Consider the following 13,653-nt stretch of genomic DNA (forward strand, 5'->3'; position numbering starts at 1 on the left):
CACGGCGGAACCGGAAGGAAGTACCCCAAGTGGGCGGTGTGCTCATCGGACTGGCGGTGATCGGCGTCGTCATCGCCGTGGGATACATCGCGGCACGCTGCGGGCTGGGCGATGAAGCCACCATCTCGGCACTGACCCGTACCGCCTTCTTCATTACCAACCCCGTGCTGCTCTTCACCGTGGTGCTGAAATCAGACCTCTCGGTGGTCTTCTCCGCGTATGTTCCGCTTGCCATGATCACCGCGGCGGTCACCGCGCTCCTCTATGTGGCCGCCAGCCGCATCTGGTTTCGAAGGCCGCTCGCCGAGACGGCGGTCGGCGCGATGGCAGGCTCCTACGTCAACGCCAATAACATCGGCATCCCCATCACGCTCTATGCCCTGGGGGACGCCACCCCCGTGGCTCCGGTGCTGCTGGTGCAGCTGCTCCTGTTCGCCCCGCTGGTCCTGACCCTGCTGGACCTCTCCGAGGCCGGCCGGTTCTCGCCCCGGCTCATGCTGACGCAGCCCTTCCGCAACCCCATGATCATCGCCTCGCTCCTGGGCGTGGTCCTGGCTGCGTTCCGCGTGCAGCTTCCGGCGCCCGTCATGGCACCGCTGACGCTCCTGGGCGGCGCGGCCGTCCCGGTGGTGCTGCTGGCATTCGGGATGTCGCTGCGCGGAACCAGGATGCTTCGCAGCGGCGGCCACACCGCCGAAATCCTCGCTGCCACGGCACTCAAGTCCGCGGTGATGCCGGCGGTGGCGTTCGTCGTCGGGCGTTTCCTCTTTGACCTGGACCACCACATGCTCCTGGGCGTGGTGCTCATGGCGGCGCTTCCCTCAGCCCAGAACGTGTTCCTGTTTGCGAGCAAATACGGGCGGGGCGTGGCGGTGGCGCGCGAAACCATCCTGCTCTCCACGGCCGCCGCGGCGCCTGTACTGGTCCTCGTGGTCTGGCTGCTGGCCGCCTGAGCACCCCAGCGCAGCGCGCCGCCCTACCGCGCGGGGCGCCGTCCGGGCAAGAATGGGCACTATGGAACTTCCCGTGATGCCGCCCGTCCCGCCCATGCTCGCCAAGGCCGTCAGCGGCATCGGCGGCATCCCGGAAGGCGGCGGCCTCAGTTACGAGCCCAAGTGGGACGGCTTCCGGTCCATCATCTTCCGTGACGGCGATGACCTGGAGATCGGCAGCCGCAACGAGAAGCCCATGACGCGCTACTTTCCAGAGCTGGTGGCGGCTCTGAAGGAAAACCTGCCGCCACGGTGTGTGGTGGACGGCGAGATCATCCTGGTGGGAACCTCCGGGGACCGGCTCGACTTCGACGCGCTGCAGCAGCGCATCCACCCCGCCGCCAGCCGGGTGAAGCTGCTGGCCCAGCAAACGCCGGCAAGCTTTGTGGCCTTCGACCTGCTGGCGCTGGGCGGCGACGACTACACCGGCAGACCTTTTTCGGAACGGCGGGCCGCGCTGGAGAAGGCGCTCGCGGCCAGCAGCGCACCAGTCCACCTCACGGCCGCAACCACGGACAAGGACACCGCCGCCCAGTGGTTCGAGCAGTTTGAGGGGGCCGGGCTGGACGGCATCGTGGCCAAGCGGCTGGAGGGGCGGTACGAGCCGGACAAGCGGGTCATGTTCAAGGTCAAGCACGAGCGCACCGCCGATTGCGTGGTGGCCGGTTACCGTCTCCACAAGAGCGGGCCGGACGCCATCGGCTCCCTGCTGCTGGGCCTCTACAAGGACGACGGCGGCCTGGCCAGCGTGGGCGTGATCGGCGCCTTCCCCATGAAGCGCCGCAGGGAATTGTTTGAACAACTGCAGCCGCTGGTCACCGACTTTGATAACCACCCGTGGGCCTGGGCCAAGCAGGAAGAGGGTGAACGGACACCGCGGAACGCGGAAGGCAGCAGGTGGAGCGCCGGCAAGGACCTGTCCTTCGTTCCGCTCCGGCCCGACCTGGTGGTGGAGGTCCGCTATGACCACATGGAGGGCGACCGATTCCGCCACACCGCACAGTTCAACCGCTGGCGGCCGGACCGGGACCCGGAGTCCTGCACCTATGAGCAGCTGGAAGAACCGGTCAACTTCGATTTGGCATCGGTGCTGGAGACCGGCCGCGCCTAGGGTCCTGCCCCGCGGCAAAGGGTGCCAAATCAGCCCAGTTTTAACAGGGGAAAGCCCGCCATTTGGGGGAATGGCGGGCTTTCCGGTTCCAAAACCGGGCTGGAATGAACGCTTTCGGCGCCTACTTCAGGCCCAGCTGTGTGGTGGGGGTCCGGAAGGACTCCTTGGCCGTCAGAGCGGAGATGGCAGCGATGCCGCAGATCACGGCCGTGAAGATGCTGATCTGAACCCAGCCGCCGGGCTTGATGCCGCCCATGGCCGCTACGATGGCCGGCGCGAACCCTGCCATCAGGAAGCCCAGCTGTGTGCCAATGGCCAGGCCGGAGAAGCGGACCTTGGTGCTGAACATCTCGGCGTAGAAGGAAGGCCAGACGGCGTTTGAGGCTGCGTAACCGAAGGAGAAGAAGCCGATGGCGGCCAGGAACATCAGCGGCACGCTGCCGGATTCCAGGCTGAGCAGGAAGACCGGTGTGAGGATGGCGCTGGCTACGGCGCCGTAGATGAAGACCGGCTTGCGGCCAATCTTGTCGGACAGCATGCCGAACAGCGGCTGGGTGCCCAGGGCCACGAGGTTGGCGCCGACGACGAGCCACAAGGTGGTGGTGCCGTCAACACCGGCGACGGTCTTGGCGTAGCTGATGGCGAGGGTGCCGAACACGGTGGATACTGCGGCGATGAAGGCGCAGGCAATCACGCGGAGGACGTCGCGCCAGTGGCCCTTGAGAAGGTCGGCGACGGGGAGTTTGGAGATCTGGGCGGTCTTCCGGGCTTCCTCGAATGCCGGGGGCTCGTGGAGGGTGCGCCGGATAAAGAAGGCAACAATCACGACGACGGCGCTGAGCCAGAACGGGATGCGCCAGCCGATGCCGTACTTGATCTCGTCCGGCAGGGCCAGGACTGGAATGAAGACGAGGGCGGCGAGGATCTGGCCGCCCTGGGTGCCGGTGAGGGTCCAGGAGGTGAAGAAGGAGCGGCGGTTGTCCGGGGCGTGCTCCAGGGTCATGGAGGAGGCGCCGGCCTGCTCGCCCGCGGCTGAGAGGCCCTGGCACAGGCGGGCCAGCACCAGCAGCGCCGGAGCCCACCAGCCGACAGTCTTGAAGTCGGGCAGGCAGCCGATCACGAAGGTGGAGGCGCCCATGAGCAGCAGGGTGAACATCAGGACCTTCCGGCGGCCCACCCGGTCGCCGAAGTGGCCAAGGATGATGGCGCCGATGGGCCGGGCGACGTAGGCGAAGCCGAAAGTCGCGAAGGACATGATCGCGGCGTTGGTGTCTGCGTCCGGGAAGAAGACTTTGGGGAAGATCAGTGCGGCGGCGGAGCCGAAGATGAAGAAGTCATAGTATTCGACCGCGCTCCCCAGGAAGCTGGCGAGGGCGGCCTTCTTGGGCGTCCCGGCGGAGGTGAGGGCACCCGCCCCGGCGGACGGAAGTGTCTGGCTCATGGTGTTCCTTTGATGTGACGACATTGTCGCGGATGGATCTGGGGTCGCAGCCGCCGTTGCCTTGGTGCGGGCGGGGGATGCGGCTGGAGTCCGGAAGAAGACCCGGCATTTGTAGCCACATGGTGGGAGCTACTTTTGCGATACAGAAACTATGACTGTGAGGGCAGTCACCTGTCAAGAAAATAATCACCATCTAGAAATAGCTCTCACAATGTGGCAACATCGAGGCATGAGTGTGAATCAAGCCACAATGAACGAAGACGTTCAGCCCGACCCTTCGGGCCCGTCGCCGGGCGTGGGTAGCGAGCCGAACGCCGGCGGGAAGAAGGCCTCTGACCGGACCGACATGGTGGGCAAGGCGCTTGGCCTACTGGTCCTGCTCGGTGACGAGCCCCGTGGGGCAAGTGCCGCCGAGATATCGCGCCGGGCGGAACTGCCGTTCAGCACCACCTACCGGCTGCTTGGTTCGCTGACCCGCGACGGCTTTGTCGACTACGAGCCTGAAGGCCGCCGCTACCACCTGGGCCTGCGCATCTTCCAGCTGGGCCAGCGGGTCTCGAACCATCACGGCTTCGCGGGGACGGCCATGCCCGTTTTGCGCAGGGTGACTGCCGCAACCGGTGAAGCCACCATCCTCAGCGTCCGCGACGGGCATCATCATTTGACCGTCAGTAAGGTGGATGGCCCGCAGACCTTCCGGGTGACCAGCGACCCTGGCCACCTGGGCTCCCTGTCCACCACCGCCGTCGGAAAGGCCCTGGTGGCTTTCACCGAGGAGGGGGAGCGGGAAAGGCTCCTGGCGGAGTTGCCGCTCGAGCCGCTCACCGGGAAGTCCATCACGGACCGCGACGCCTTCCGGGCCGAGATCGAGCAGGTGCGCCGCCAGGGTTATGCCGTCATGGATGAGGAAAACGAGGCAGGCATGCGTGCCGTGGCCGTCCCGCTGCTCAACAGCCAGGGGTACGCGTTCGCGTCCCTGGCAACTGCCGTGCCGGTGTTCCGGCTGGGCCTGGAGGAGCTGAAGGCCCACGTTCCGCTGCTGCAGGAGGCCGCCGCGGAACTCGCCGCCAGGCTTCCCCAGCGCTAGCAGCCGGGCTTTTACTGCGCCTTATGAAGCCCTTGTGTTCGTATCTAGAACAAGAGTGCGATAAGTGAACAATTGATGTACCGTAATCCCTATCACCCTGCAGCACAGATTCGCGGCTGCCTGGTGCCGTACCAAAGGAGCTGCACGCATGAGCAATCGAACTGAGTCCTACCTGGTGGGACTGGTCGGTGACGGCGTCGCGCCATCGCTCACGCCGCCCATGCACGAACGGGAAGGCGACGTGCAGGGCCTGCGCTACCTGTACCGGCCCATCGACCTGCTCGAGCTGGGGCTGACCGCGGCATCGGTCGGCGGCATCCTGCACAGTGCCCGCACGCTGGGTTTCAACGGCCTGAACATCACCCATCCCTGCAAGCAGGTGGTCCTGGAGCACCTGGACGAAGTGAGCCCGGACGCCCGCAGGCTCGGCGCCGTCAACACAGTGGTCATCCGCGATGGCAGGTTCATCGGCCACAACACCGACTTCTCCGGCTTTGCCGCCGCCTTCGCCGCCGGCCTTCCCGGCGCGAAGCTGGACCGTGTGGTGCAGCTCGGTGCCGGCGGTGCCGGATCTGCCGTCGCCTACGCCCTGCTGACCGCCGGCGTGCGGACGCTGGACCTGGTGGACATGGACCCTGCCAGGGCCACGGCGCGGGCCGCCGAGCTGCAGGGCTTTTTCCCGGACAGCACCATCACGGCAGGCACGACGGCGGAGCTGCCGCAGCTGATGGGCCTGGCCGACGGCCTGGTGCACTGCACCCCGGTGGGCATGGCCGCCCACCCCGGCCTCCCGCTGGACCTGGACCTGCTGGAGTCCCGGCACTGGGTGGCGGACATCGTCTACCGCCCCATCGACACCGAACTGGTCCGCGGCGCCCGCGCCAAGGGCTGCCAGGTCCTGGACGGCGGCCGGATGGCCGTTGGCCAGGCCGCCGACGCCTTCCGCATCTTCACCGGCCTCGAAGCTGACCCGGACCGCATGCGCAGCCACTTCCTGGAGCTTGTGGCCTCGGAAGAGGTGGCCGCCTGATGCGCACCGGAATCGCCACCGTCTGCCTGTCCGGCACCCTGAGGGAAAAGATGCGGGCCTGCGCCATTGCGGGCTTCGACGGCATCGAAATCTTCGAACAGGACCTGGTCACCTCGCCGCTCAGCCCCGAGGACGTGCGGAAAATGGCCGCGGACCTGGGCCTTGGCCTGGACCTCTACCAGCCGTTCCGGGATTTCGACGGCGTCACGCCGGACCTGCTGAAGGCGAACCTCCGGCGCGCGGAGGCGAAGTTCAAGCTGATGTCCCGCCTGGGCATGGACACCATCCTCGTTTGCTCCAACGTTGCCACCGCCACCATTGACGACGACGGCCTCCGGGCCGATCAGCTGGCACAGCTGGCCAACCTGGCCGGGGACCACGGCGTCAAGGTGGCCTACGAAGCGCTGGCCTGGGGCAAGTACGTCAACGACTACGAGCACGCCTACCGGCTGGTGGACATGGTGGACCATCCCAATTTCGGAACCTGCCTGGACTCCTTCCATATCCTGTCCCGGGACTGGGAAACCTCCCACATTGAGGCGTTCAACCCCGGGAAGATCTTCTTCGTGCAGGTGGCGGACGCCCCCAAGCTCACCATGGATGTGCTGTCCTGGAGCCGGCACTACCGGGTGTTCCCGGGCGAGGGACAGTTTGCGCTGGCCAAGTTCATGGGCCACGTGGTCCGTGCCGGCTACACCGGACCCGTCTCGCTGGAGGTCTTCAATGACGTCTTCCGGCAGTCCGATGTTGAGCGCACGGCCGTGGATGCCATGCGTTCGCTCATCTGGCTTGAGGAGCAGAGCGCCAACTGGCTGGCAGGCACTGAAAGCGTGCCGGGCAACGGCGCCGCGCACCGCCGTCGTTATCCCATGGAACTGGCCACGCTGCCCAAGGTGAACGAACCTGCCGGCTTCAACTTTGCCGAGGTCAAGGCGGACGATACCGCCCAGCTGGAGAAGCTCCTGGGCCAGCTCGGCTTCGCGTTCGAGGGCCGGCACCGCACCAAGGACGTCCAGCTGTGGACCATGGGGCAGGCCCGGGTGATCATCAACGAACAGGCCGCGCAGCATGCCGAGCCCGCCATCGCCGCGCTGGGGTTCGACGTCGATTCCCCCGTGATTGCCTCCGCCCGCGCCCAGCAGCTCAAGGCCCCCGTGGTGGCCCGCAAGGTGCAGGCGGACGAGGAAGTGTTCCAGGGCATTTCCGCGCCGGACTCCACCGAAATCTTCCTCTGCCAGGGCAGCCCGGACGGCACCGCGGCGTGGACGCACGAGTTTGGCGAAGGGCTGGAACTTCCTTCCCCCGGAACCAATGCGGTCATCGACCACGTCAACCTTGCCCAGCCGTGGCAGCACTTCGACGAAGCCGTTCTGTTCTATACCAGCGCCATGGCCCTGGAACCGCAGCCGTTCGCGGAAGTGCCCAGCCCCAGCGGCCTGGTGCGCTCGCAGGTCATGCAGACCTCCGACGGCGCAGTGCGGCTGGTTCTGAACCTCGCTCCGATCCAGCAGGCCAGCGGCCAGAAAACCTACCAGGAACATATCGCCTTCGCCGTGGACGACCTCGTGGCCACCGCCCGGGCCGCCCGGGACCGGGGCCTGGAATTCCTGCAGATCCCGGCCAACTACTACGAAGACCTGGACGCCCGGTTCGGCCTTGAGCCCGGCTTCCTGGCCACCCTGCAGGAGCTCAACCTGCTGTTCGACCGGGATGCGGACGGCGAATTCCTGCACTTCTACACAGCCACCGTGGGCAGTGTGTTCTTCGAAATGGTGGAACGCCGCGACGGCTATGACGGCTACGGCGCCCCCAACGCCCCGGTGCGCCACGCGGTCCAGTACGACTCGCTCCACCGCAGCTGAGCCAACCCAGACCCCAGACGCAAGACACCAAACAGATCAGAAAGGAGCCAGCCGTGCCGGAAGACATCACCGCGGAGCTGGAGTCGGAGGAACTCGTGCCCCCGGCCGAACCGAAGGCTGCCCACCAGCCCCTGGACAAGGCCATCGAGTCGCAGGCTGACCTCAGTGCAGAGATCAACGCCATGGGCGAGGCCTACCAGCGGGCGCTAAAAGACGGCGGGCAGCAGGAAACCCAGCCGCGCCTGGACTACCCGCCCTACCGCAGCAGCATCCTGCGCCACCCCACCAAGAGCCTGCACCACGCCGACCCTGAGACCATCGAGCTGTACTCGCCGGCCTTCGGGCACCAGGACGTGCACGCCCTGGAATCGGACCTGACCATCCAGCACAACGGCGAGCCGCTGGGTGAGCGGATCATCGTCTCCGGCAAGGTCCTGGACGGCGACGGCCGTCCCGTGGCCGGACAGCTCGTGGAGATCTGGCAGGCCAACGCGTCCGGCCGCTACATCCACAAGCGCGACCAGCACCCGGCCCCGATCGACCCCAACTTCACGGGCATCGGCCGCTGCATCACCGGCCCGGACGGCTCCTACCGGTTCACCACCATCAAGCCCGGCGCCTACCCGTGGAAGAACCACCTGAACGCGTGGCGCCCGGCACACATCCACTTCTCGCTGTTCGGCACCGAGTTCACCCAGCGCATCATCACCCAGATGTACTTCCCGGGCGACCAGCTCTTCCCGCTGGACCCGATCTACCAGACCATCGTGGACCAGGACGCCCGCGACCGCCTGGTGGCCACCTACGACCACAGCCTCACCGAACCCGAATGGGCCCTGGGCTACAACTGGGACATCGTCCTGACCGGGCCCAAGCGGACCTGGACAGAAAACGAGGCGCTGGGCGCAGAAGCTGACGAGGAGTAGGAAAGATGAGCACCCAACTGGTACCCACCCCCGGCCAGACCGTCGGACCGTTCTACGGTTACGCGCTCCCGTTCGAAAAGGACAACGAGCTGTTGCCTCCGGGCTTCCCCGGCTCCATCCGGCTGCAGGGCACCGTGTACGACGGCGCCGGCCACACCATCCCGGACGCCATCCTGGAAATCTGGCAGCCGGACGCCGCGGGCAAGGTTGTCCAGCGCACCGGCTCCCTGGTCCGCGACGGCTACACCTTCACCGGGTGGGGCCGCGGCGCCGTCGGCAACTCCGGCGTCTTCACCTTCACCACCGTCAACCCGGGCCCCACCAAGCCAGGTGCGGCACCCTTCATCTCCGTGGCCATCTTCGCCCGAGGCCTGACCAACCGCCTGTTCACCCGCATCTACCTGCCGGAGGACACCGGGGCGCTGGCAAGCGACCCCCTGCTCAGCTCGCTGGATCCGGAGCGCCGCAAAACGCTGATCGCCCGCCGCGACCCGGATGGCGGCCTCACCTGGGACATCCGCCTCCAGGGTGAGGGCGAGACGGTTTTCCTGGACTTCCAGTGACCCACGCCGCCCCGGGAGATCTGCGCGCCTTCGCGGAAGAAGCCGACGCCGGCCTGCTCAGTCCCGTATCAGCGTCACCGTTGGTGGCGGCGCTGACGGGGGACCGGGCAGTGCTGGCGGCCATCCTCGCCGTCGAGTCCGGCTGGGCCGCCGTGCTGGAACGCGCGGGCCTGGCACCTGCCGGGTCCGCCGCCGTCGTCGCCTCCGCTGCCGAGGCGGGGCGTTACGACCTGGCCGATGTCGCGTTGCGTGCCCAGGGCGGCGGCAACCCGGTCATCCCGTTGCTGGCCGACCTCCGGAAGAAGGTGGCGGCGCTGGATACCGCCGGTGTCGGTGCCGGAAAAGCCGTTCATACGTCGCTGACCAGCCAGGACGTGCTTGATACGGCCCTGATGCTGATGGCCCGCAACACCGTCCACGCCGTGCTGGCCGACCTGAAGGGCACCGCGACGGCGCTCGCCGCCTTGGCGGGGCAGCACGCGGAGACGCTGTGCGTGGGCAGGAGCCTGACACAGCATTCCCTCCCGTATACCTTCGGGCTGCGGGCTGCGCAGTGGTTCCACGGCGTGGCCGCCGCAGGCCGGCAGCTTGAGGGCCTGGCATTCCCGGTCCAGTTCGGCGGGGCGGCGGGAACACTCGCCGCGGGAACCGTGCTGACGGACGGCTCCTCCGCCACGCCCTTCACCCTGGCCGATGCCCTGGCAGCCCAGCTGGGCCTGGCCCCCGCGGCGGCTCCGTGGCACACCAACCGCCTGGCCGTTACGTCCCTTGGGCATGCGCTGGCTTCAGTCCTGGACGCGTTCGGCAAGATCGCCGCGGACGTCCTGTTCCTGAGCCGGCCCGAGGTGGCCGAGCTTGCCGAGCCGCGCGCCGCCGGGCGCGGGGTTTCCTCTGCCATGCCGCAGAAGCAGAACCCTGTCCTGTCCATCCTGGTCCGCAGCGCCGCGCTGCAGGCACCCGGCCTGGCAGCCCAGCTGCACCTGGCCGCGGCCACCTTTAATGACGAGCGCCCGGACGGGGCCTGGCACATCGAGTGGCCGGCTCTCCGGCAACTGCTGGCCCTGGCCCTCGGCGCCGCCGGCCATATCCGCGAACTCGCGGAAGGGCTGCAGGTTTTTCCGGACTGCATGCGCCGCAATTTGGATCTTGCCGGCCCGCTGCTGCTGGCCGAAGGCGTCAGCGCCGCCCTGGCGCCGCTGCTGGCGGAGAAGGACGGCCGCAGCGGCAAGCAGCAGCTCCAGGATGTGGTGGACCGGACGCTGCAGGCACCCGCCGGGGAGCAGGCTGCCACCTACCGCAAGCTGCTCCGCGAAGCTGTCCCCGCCGCCGTCGTCCCGGATTCCCGGCTGGAAGGGCTCCTGGACCCTGGCAGCTACCTCGGCCAGGCCGCCGAGATCTCCCGCCGCATCCTTGCGGCCTTCCCCGAATTTGTTTCCCAGACCACCCATGCGAATGGAGCTTCCCGTGGCTAAACCGGCCCTGAAGGCAGCGCTGCTGTCCCCCCAGCGACCCCTGGGCGACCACCCCCTGCTGGTGGCGGGCCCGTCCCTGGGCACCTCGTCCATCCTGTGGAACAGGGCCGCGTCCCTGCTCGGCAATGATTACGACGTAGTGGCCTGGGACCTGCCCGGCCACGGCGTCTCGCCGGCCGCCACCGAAGCCTTCGACGTCGCGGCGCTCGCTGACGCCGTCGTGGACCTTGTTGATTCCATCGCCCCGGGTGAGGCGTTCCACTATGCCGGTGTTTCGCTGGGTGGTGCCATCGGCCTGCAGCTGGGCATCAAGCATGGGGAGCGGCTGAAGAGCCTCTCCGTGCAGAACAGCGGTGCGAAGATCGGCACCCCGGAGGGCTGGCTGGAGCGCGCCGAAACCGTGCGCACCCAAGGCACGCCAGTAATGATCCAGGGGTCCGCGCAGCGCTGGTTCGCGCCGGGCTTCATGGAGCGGGAACCCGAGCTCAGCAGCCGGCTGCTGCACGCCCTGCGCGACGCCGACCGCTACAGCTACGCCTTCTGCTGCGAGGCCCTGGCCGCATTTGACGTCCGCAACGAACTCGGCGGCATCAGTGTCCCCACGCAGGTCATCGCCGGCGCGCTGGACGGCGTCGCCACCCCTGCAATGGCAGAAGAAGTGGCAGCCGGCATCACCGCCGGGGGCGGCACCGCCACGGCCGTGACGCTCGAAGGCGTCGCCCACCTGGCACCCGCAGAGGCACCCGCGCATGTTGCCGACCTGATGCGCAGCCTGGTCGCCTGGGCCGAATCACAGAGAGCAGCCAAATGAGCGGCAGTGAACGGCACACTGCGGATGAGCGGCACGGGGTGGTCCAGCCCGGCGCCACCAGCCAGGAGATTTACGACGGCGGCATGGTGGTCCGGCGCGAAGTCCTGGGCGACGCGCACGTGGACCGGGCCATCGCCAACAAGGATGGGTTCACCGAGGACTTCCAGGACATGATCACCCGGATTGCCTGGGGTGGCATCTGGACCCGGCCCGGGCTCCCGCGCCGGATGCGTTCCGCCGTCACCATCACCGCCATGGTGGCGCACGGGCACTGGGAAGAGCTGGCCATGCACATCCGCGCCGCCCTCCGGAACGGCCTCAGCAGGGATGAAATCAAGGAGATCCTGCTGCAGACCGCCATCTACTGCGGCGTCCCCTCCGCCAACACCGCTTTCAAGACCGCCCAGCAGGTCTTCCACCAGATCGATAGCGAAGAAACGGACAACAAGTCATGAACCAGGCTTTTGTGTACGACGCCGTACGCACCCCGTTCGGCAAGTTCGGCTCCGGCCTCGCAGCAGTGCGTCCGGATGACCTTGCTGCCCACGTGATCAGGGAGTCCGTGAAGCGCGCCCCCGCCCTGGATCCGGAGCGGATCGACGAGGTGGTGTTCGGCAACGCGAACGGTGCCGGCGAGGAGAACCGGAACATCGCGCGGATGGGCACGCTGCTGGCAGGCCTGCCGGTGTCCATCCCCGGCACCACGGTCAACCGGCTCTGCGGATCTTCGCTGGACGCGGCGATCATCGCTTCCCGCCAGATCAACGCCGGCGACGCCGACCTGATGCTGGTCGGCGGGGCCGAGTCCATGTCCCGCGCGCCCTGGGTTCTGCCCAAGACCGAGAAGCCCTACCCGGCAGGGGACATGACCCTGGCGTCCACCACGCTGGGGTGGCGGCTGGTGAACAAGGCGATGCCCAAGGAGTGGACCATCTCCCTGGGCGAGGCCACCGAGCGGCTCCGCGAGAAGTACAAGGTGACCCGTGAGCAGCAGGACGAGTTCGCCGCCGATTCGCACAACCTCTCCGCCGCGGCGTGGGACGAGGGCTTCTACGACAACCTGGTGGCACCGGTGCCGGGAACGGACCTGGTGCGTGACGAGGGCATCCGCCCCGGCTCCACGGCGGAGAAGCTGGCCGGGCTGAAAACGGTGTTCCGCAAGGAACCCGAAGGCGCCGAGGTGGGCGGCACGGTCACCGCCGGGAACGCGTCGCCGTTGTCCGACGGCGCCTCCGCGGCATGGATCGGGTCCGAGGCCGCCGCCGGGCTGCTGGGCCTGGACCCGCTGGCCCGGATCGCCGGCCGCGGCGCGCATGCGAACGACCCGCAATACTTTGGCTACGCCCCCGTGGAGGCGGCAAACAAAGCCCTCGCCAAGGCGGGCATCGGCTGGGACCAGGTGGGCGCCGTCGAACTGAACGAAGCCTTCGCCGCCCAGTCCCTGGCCTGCATCAACGCCTGGGGCATCGACCCCTTGATCGTTAACCGGCATGGCGGGGCCATCGCCATGGGCCACCCGCTGGGCGCTTCGGGCACCCGGATCCTGGGCACCCTGGCCCGGTCCCTGCAGGACTCCGGGGAACGCTGGGGCGTCGCCGCCATCTGCATCGGCGTGGGCCAGGGCCTGGCCGTCGTGCTCGAAAACGTCACCGCTGGAAAGGACCAGTAATGCTGAACTTCGTAGGTTCCGTCCAGGAGGCCGTGGCCGGCATCAAGGATGGCTCCACCGTGATGATCGGCGGGTTCGGCAACGCCGGCCAGCCCTTCGAACTGATCGACGCGCTGCTGGAGTGCGGTGCCACCGGCCTGACAGTGGTCAACAACAACGCCGGACAGGGCGACCAGGGCCTGGCCCTGCTCATCAAGGAAGGCCGCGTCCGGAAGATGATCTGCTCCTTCCCGCGGCAGTCCGACTCCTGGCACTTCGACGCCAAGTACAAGGCCGGGCAGATCGAACTGGAACTGGTCCCGCAGGGCAACCTCGCCGAGCGCATCCGCGCTGCAGGCGCCGGCATCGGCGGGTTCTTCACCCCCACCGGCTACGGCACCGTGCTCGCCGAGGGCAAGGAAACCCGGATCATCGACGGCCGCGGCCAGGTGTTCGAAACACCCATCCACGCCGACGTCGCCCTCATCAAAGCCCTCAAAGCGGACGGGAGGGGCAACCTCGTGTACCGCAAAACCGCCCGGAATTTCGGCCCCATCATGGCCGCCGCCGCAAAGCAGACCATCGTGCAGGTCTCCGAGATCGTCCCCACCGGCGGCCTCGACCCGGAAAACGTGGTGACCCCCGGGATCTACGTCAACACCGTCGTCCGGGTGGCCGGCAATGGCAACAAGTCAGAAAAGGCGGCCTGA

General features: G+C 67.7%; 13 protein-coding genes. 12 read left to right on the forward strand and 1 reads right to left on the reverse strand.

Features of this window, described 5'->3' with window-relative positions; all coding sequences use genetic code 11:
- The first annotated feature begins 29 nt into the window (after positions 1–29).
- Together QFZ57_RS05395 and QFZ57_RS05400 are read left to right on the forward strand one after the other, a co-directional pair.
- Positions 30–953, forward strand: coding sequence for an AEC family transporter (locus QFZ57_RS05395; RefSeq protein WP_306898559.1), 924 nt, complete (start codon positions 30–32; stop codon positions 951–953).
- Between the two features lie 61 nt (positions 954–1,014).
- Positions 1,015–2,103 (forward strand): ATP-dependent DNA ligase, encoded by a 1,089-nt coding sequence (locus QFZ57_RS05400; RefSeq protein WP_306898561.1) that lies wholly within the window; start codon positions 1,015–1,017, stop codon positions 2,101–2,103.
- Positions 2,104–2,224: 121 nt separating this feature from the next.
- Here QFZ57_RS05400 and QFZ57_RS05405 read toward each other — a convergent pair whose 3' ends face one another.
- The gene (locus tag QFZ57_RS05405) at positions 2,225–3,544 is read right to left on the reverse strand and encodes an MFS transporter (protein WP_306629414.1); all 1,320 of its coding nucleotides are present in this window, start codon (positions 3,542–3,544) and stop codon (positions 2,225–2,227) included.
- 346 nt (positions 3,545–3,890) lie between these two features.
- Between QFZ57_RS05405 and QFZ57_RS05410 the strand changes: the two genes are divergently transcribed.
- The 10 genes from QFZ57_RS05410 to QFZ57_RS05455 all read left to right on the forward strand — a co-directional run bounded on the left by QFZ57_RS05410 (position 3,891) and on the right by QFZ57_RS05455 (position 13,653).
- Positions 3,891–4,631 (forward strand): IclR family transcriptional regulator, encoded by a 741-nt coding sequence (locus QFZ57_RS05410; protein ID WP_373461298.1) that lies wholly within the window; start codon positions 3,891–3,893, stop codon positions 4,629–4,631.
- A gap of 148 nt (positions 4,632–4,779) precedes the next feature.
- Positions 4,780–5,661, forward strand: a complete 882-nt coding sequence (locus QFZ57_RS05415) for a shikimate dehydrogenase (RefSeq protein ID WP_306629416.1) — start codon at positions 4,780–4,782, stop codon at positions 5,659–5,661.
- Positions 5,661–7,523, forward strand: a complete 1,863-nt coding sequence (locus tag QFZ57_RS05420) for a bifunctional sugar phosphate isomerase/epimerase/4-hydroxyphenylpyruvate dioxygenase family protein (protein ID WP_306898566.1) — start codon at positions 5,661–5,663, stop codon at positions 7,521–7,523. Before QFZ57_RS05415 ends, QFZ57_RS05420 begins: the two co-directional genes overlap by 1 nt.
- 53 nt (positions 7,524–7,576) lie before the next feature.
- Entirely contained in the window at positions 7,577–8,449 is an 873-nt protein-coding gene (gene pcaH / locus QFZ57_RS05425; RefSeq protein ID WP_306898569.1) for a protocatechuate 3,4-dioxygenase subunit beta, read from the forward strand.
- A 5-nt stretch (positions 8,450–8,454) separates the two neighbouring features.
- Positions 8,455–9,012, forward strand: a complete 558-nt coding sequence (gene pcaG, locus QFZ57_RS05430; protein ID WP_306898571.1) for a protocatechuate 3,4-dioxygenase subunit alpha — start codon at positions 8,455–8,457, stop codon at positions 9,010–9,012.
- Positions 9,009–10,484: a lyase family protein gene (locus tag QFZ57_RS05435; protein ID WP_306898573.1), complete on the forward strand. Its 1,476-nt coding sequence runs from the start codon at positions 9,009–9,011 to the stop codon at positions 10,482–10,484. The genes pcaG and QFZ57_RS05435 overlap by 4 nt, the downstream gene beginning before the upstream one ends.
- The gene (locus tag QFZ57_RS05440) at positions 10,477–11,295 is read left to right on the forward strand and encodes an alpha/beta fold hydrolase (RefSeq protein ID WP_306898574.1); all 819 of its coding nucleotides are present in this window, start codon (positions 10,477–10,479) and stop codon (positions 11,293–11,295) included. The genes QFZ57_RS05435 and QFZ57_RS05440 overlap by 8 nt, the downstream gene beginning before the upstream one ends.
- Positions 11,292–11,750 carry a 4-carboxymuconolactone decarboxylase gene (gene pcaC / locus QFZ57_RS05445; RefSeq protein WP_306898576.1) on the forward strand — a complete coding sequence of 153 codons (459 nt, stop codon included), beginning with the start codon at positions 11,292–11,294 and terminating at the stop codon, positions 11,748–11,750. Before QFZ57_RS05440 ends, pcaC begins: the two co-directional genes overlap by 4 nt.
- Positions 11,747–12,964 carry a thiolase family protein gene (locus QFZ57_RS05450; RefSeq protein WP_306898578.1) on the forward strand — a complete coding sequence of 406 codons (1,218 nt, stop codon included), beginning with the start codon at positions 11,747–11,749 and terminating at the stop codon, positions 12,962–12,964. Before pcaC ends, QFZ57_RS05450 begins: the two co-directional genes overlap by 4 nt.
- On the forward strand, positions 12,964–13,653 hold the full coding sequence (locus tag QFZ57_RS05455; RefSeq protein WP_306898580.1) for a 3-oxoacid CoA-transferase subunit A: 690 nt from the start codon (positions 12,964–12,966) through the stop codon (positions 13,651–13,653). Before QFZ57_RS05450 ends, QFZ57_RS05455 begins: the two co-directional genes overlap by 1 nt.

Source organism: Arthrobacter sp. B1I2 (assembly GCF_030816485.1).
Classification (GTDB): domain Bacteria; phylum Actinomycetota; class Actinomycetes; order Actinomycetales; family Micrococcaceae; genus Arthrobacter.